At 40.1% G+C, this 3,870-nt stretch carries 3 protein-coding genes; all 3 read right to left on the bottom strand.

Going from position 1 to position 3,870, the window contains the following annotated elements; translation table 11 throughout:
- Positions 1-1,050 (bottom strand): hypothetical protein (locus KA531_04055; GenBank protein MBP6006041.1); only part of this gene is annotated, 1,050 nt, incomplete at its 3' end.
- Entirely contained in the window at positions 1,040-1,948 is a 909-nt protein-coding gene (locus KA531_04050) for a hypothetical protein (protein MBP6006040.1), read from the bottom strand. The genes KA531_04055 and KA531_04050, both read right to left, overlap by 11 nt.
- Positions 1,914-3,146 carry a M15 family metallopeptidase gene (locus tag KA531_04045; protein MBP6006039.1) on the bottom strand — a complete coding sequence of 411 codons (1,233 nt, stop codon included), beginning with the start codon at positions 3,144-3,146 and terminating at the stop codon, positions 1,914-1,916. The genes KA531_04050 and KA531_04045 overlap by 35 nt, the downstream gene beginning before the upstream one ends.
- Positions 3,147-3,870: the final 724 nt, after the last annotated feature.

Here is a 3,870-nt window from a genome sequence, read left to right as displayed (position 1 = left end):
GATTACTACTTGGTAGACTATTGATTGACCGGGATAGAACTTGACTGCTTCTGTGGTGTCTTGGGCATCACTGAGGTCATCTATACTGTGACCTACGTATTTTTTGATGGAGATGAGGGGGCGTTCCCGCTCCCCTAAGTCACCAGGCTTATTAGTAATCTCAGAATTTTTAGGTGGATCAGGTATACCTGGCCTAGGCTTAGTACCAAGACCGCTAACACTCTCCCCTGTCGGGGCTGCAGAATTGAGTTGTACAGGTGGGCAAAATTGAAGTATTGGATTGTCTACTTCACATTCACCCTTATTGTTGGTATTGCCAAGAACCTTGCCTTCAGGTACCCCACCACCAGCATCTGCACTAGGATTTTGATTAAGCCCTAATTGGCTAGTCAGATTATCAAGGTTTTGATCAGCTGATTTTGACGACGAATAACTACATGCATCATCATTCCAAACATATCCGATCTGGCTTAGATCATTACAGAGATCTTGATCACTGCCGCTATAATCCGATATAGACTTGAGACAATCCTGATGTGTAGAATCAGTCTTTAATTTTGAATCCTGATCGCTAATCACCTTGCAATAAAGCAAGATGCCCACCTTGCCATAAATCAGATCTTTATCTACATAACTTTTACCCTTGAACCAATCGGTCTCTTTGAGATAATCACGATACAATTCCCTGGCTAAGTAGGGGTTGAGCGATAATAACCATGATTGACAATTCTCCAAGCTAGATTGATATTCTGGATTCTCTTCAGTTGCTTCACCAGAATCTTCGCCTCCTTGCCATGGTTGATCCCAACAAAGATTCCAAATATCATCTTCAATCGGTGAAGTCTGTGCATAAAAAGGGCTGCGCTGACTCTTCGTATAGATTCCCCTAAATTCTGAATATTTCGATTCTAACCCAGTAGCTTGACCAAAGACTGCTTGTGTAAGCTCAAGCTTGGGTACTGAAACTTCAGCAGTACTAAGCTTTGCATAAAATAATCCCACCAGTCCAATAGTGCTTAATGCAATAATGATCAAGCGTCTACTCAACATCTCTACCTACTCCGTACAATTTCTTATCCAACCAGATATAAACTGTGTCTTCCTGACAATAGACCTTGGACTGATCATTGATATTTGCAGGTAGATCTACCCTGACCTGATGATCTATATGAAGATAGTTCTTATCAAGTCGATAATCAATGCACAGTCCAAATAAAGGTGGGGATTCTATCTCATTTAATTGCTTATCGAAGAATCTAGTATCAGCTTGATCTGGTTGGGTAAGCACCAAATAATCTTGTTCGATATACCAATCAGCTACGTTGTTATATTGTTTGACTTCTCCAGTCATCTGATAGTCTTCTCCAATAGTATAAACTACTAATGTAGCTGTTGCTTGATCAAATATAAGTTCATATTGATTATCTCCAATATTTGTAAAAATTGTTGGCTGGTAGATACTACTGGCTGATTCCTCTCTTATCACATTGTTATTTGCCTTATACACCAAATCCAAAGCTTGATCTTCGGATTCATCAGGATCCAACTCCAAATAAATATTGTTGCCATCAATATTACCCACTATATATTGCTCCTCATTATTCAATTGGCTAAAGTCCAAGCTTGAATATGTATCAATGCCCGACTGATCAAAGATGACTATTTGATTCTTGATGATCAAATAGTCTGTATACTCCACTTCCCTCTTGACCGACATCTCTAGTCCTTGTATCTCAATAAAATCCAGCTTGTTACTATCCTTATCTCCTAGATATCGATTTTCTCCCAACGAATATATATTCTGATAATCTTGCGAGATATTCGTCAAACTAATTGCTCCCTTTATAAAGCGCAAATAATAGATACCAAAACAAATTATTGCTACTACTATCAACACGAGAAGTATATTCTTTTTATTTGCCATTGACTGACCAGTGCCAAGATTCACTTGGCAGATTATAGAATCCATATTTTGCTGCATTATTACTCAGCCATCGAAAGCAACCACTGCCCCGACCACAATTACGAAAATCAATCGCAAGACCTTTTTCATGTTGTGAATTACCAGGTCTAGCAGTTGGAGGACTACACTGACCAGAGGGCATTTGGTAAATTGCATAATCTGATGAACCACAATGTTTTTTCCTGAGCTCAATCTGCCTGGCATTTGAGCGATACCCACCACCAGATAAACTCACCCCATCCTTGCGAGCTGCTTCCAACATTTTTGCTACGTTGTCAGCAATAGACTGACTGACATTGATCCCACCAACATTAACTATTCCTGCAACAGCAGAGTTGGAAATAGCCGTAGACTGACTGGATATCTCTTCTGTGTTCCTGCCTGAGTTTGCTACATCCAGGCCATTTATTCCCCTGGCTAAGCTGGTAGGATCTCCCTTAAAAATATTTAACCCTTTATATTTAATCTTGGTCGGAGGATACCCTCCTGAAGTATTACAATCTGCAAGTAAACCAATACTACTTAATGACCAATAGCCATTCTCATCCGTGACTACCTCCACACTTCTTTGCTTGTATCGAGGAGCATATTCATTGTCCGCGCTACCCTCCGAGCGAATTGTCCCATTTTTGACGCCTGCAACTTGATCGGGAGTTAGGATATCATTTGCTCGGACAAAAGCCCAATCACAGTCTAGGCAGTTTGATTCTTGAATCTCAAATGACACCTCAACTATAGCACCAAAAAGAGGCTGGTTATCACTCCCAAGTACTTGACCTTGGACATCGCCAAAAAGGCGTGCCCTGGGGTTTGAAGCAATCAATTGATTACGCTTTGAAGTAGTGGCTTGATGTTTATCACCTACATCTGCATATGCTGTCGGAAGAATGTTTGTATCTCCAAGAGCTTTAGAGACTAAGCTATTGTCCCCTAGCTTATCTTGATAAACCTCTATGATTGATTGGTCTTTTGCTTGCTTTGCTGTAATATTAGTAAAATAGTACATAAACTCTTCTTCTTGATCTGGAGTATTGCGATAACTGTGAGCCAGCCTGATCTCCCCTAACCCTACATCAATACCATCTTCAAAGTCCTCAATCACCTCTTCATGATATGCCCCAAGATTGTTTTGCCAATTATCTTGCTCTGTATAATCAATCATTCGTGAGCTGTTCTCGGCCATTGGTAATGCCAGTTTTGGATCTAGTTTGATTTGTTCTATTAATTGATCTGGATCAGCCCCCTCAATAATTGCCTTTCGATATTCTTGAGCTTTACTTAGAGCATATTCTTTTGATTCCGTAGTAGCTTGTGTGATCTCTCCTTCTTGATTATTATAACCAACCATTGGAAATACAAATAATGAACCTTGGTACTGTCCCTTGGATAGGCCAACTATTTTTGTATCTAAGACTTTCTTGAAAGTATTAGCTCGAAATAGGATATTTTCCTGGTATTTTTGTTCAAGATAATAGCCACTATTTATCAAATCTTCTTTGGTAATCTCAAGACCCAATTCTCTGGAAATCTGGTAGTATTGATTGAAGTTCTCCGTGGCTTTCAGGGCAGTTTCTGGGTCTATCCCATAATCCTGAGCTAACTCTACTCTATCCAGAAGGTAATCTCTATCCAGATCAAAGCTTCCAAGCTTAAACAGTTGGTGGTCTGACTGACTATACCAAACAAAGCCTAATATAAATACCAGGAGCAAACCTCCAGCCAATTTTTTGAATCTTGCCGACATTGCTAGTGAGACTAATAAACAACTTCTCCACTACTCTCCCCCAATCGATCCTCAAACCCAGGAGGGGTAGCAATGAAGATGGAGTTGTCTGGTGCAAAACATTCAGAGACTTGGGTGTTGTTACAGTCTTGTCCTAGAGTGACTGAGACATTGGTACGGTTTA

It is taken from the genome of Candidatus Saccharibacteria bacterium, from assembly GCA_017983775.1.
Classification (GTDB): domain Bacteria; phylum Patescibacteriota; class Saccharimonadia; order JAGOAT01; family JAGOAT01; genus JAGOAT01.
Note: the sequence above shows the minus strand (reverse complement) of the source record. Positions and strands in the feature narration are given on the sequence as shown.